Origin of the sequence: Streptomyces sp. DH12 (assembly GCF_020873895.1) — a bacterium.
Classification (GTDB): domain Bacteria; phylum Actinomycetota; class Actinomycetes; order Streptomycetales; family Streptomycetaceae; genus Streptomyces.
In genome coordinates, this window is sequence record NZ_JAHWGT010000639.1 from 1 (window position 1) to 536 (window position 536).

A 536-nucleotide genomic window follows, 5' to 3' on the forward strand; every position below is an offset into this window, starting at 1 on the left:
TACGGCGTGGAGCGGCTGCACGCCTCGCTGCCCCGGCTGGCCGAACTGCCGCTGGGCGGAACCGCCGTCGGCACCGGCATCAACACCCCGCCCGGGTTCTCCGCCGCCGTCATCGAGGAGGTGGCGCGGGCGACCGGGCTGCCGCTGACCGAGGCGCGCAACCACTTCGAGGCGCAGGGCGCCCGGGACGGCGTGGTCGAGACCAGCGGGCAGCTGCGCACGATCGCCGTCGGCCTGACGAAGATCGCGAACGATCTGCGGTGGATGGCGTCCGGTCCGCGCACCGGCCTCGCCGAGATCGCCCTGCCCGACCTCCAGCCCGGCTCCTCGATCATGCCCGGCAAGGTCAACCCGGTGATCCCGGAGGCCGTGCTGATGGTGTGCGCGCAGGTCACGGGCAACGACGCGACCGTCGCCGCGGCCGGCGCGTCCGGCAACTTCGAGCTCAACGTGATGCTGCCGGTGATCGCCAAGAACGTGCTGGAGTCGGTGCGGCTGCTCGCCAACGTCTCCCGCCTCCTCGCCGACCGCACGGT

1 protein-coding gene is annotated in these 536 nt (G+C 72.9%); it reads left to right on the forward strand.

Going from position 1 to position 536, the window contains the following annotated elements:
* On the forward strand, positions 1-536 hold a 536-nt coding region (locus LPA54_RS36215), incomplete at both ends, for a lyase family protein (RefSeq protein WP_267487979.1).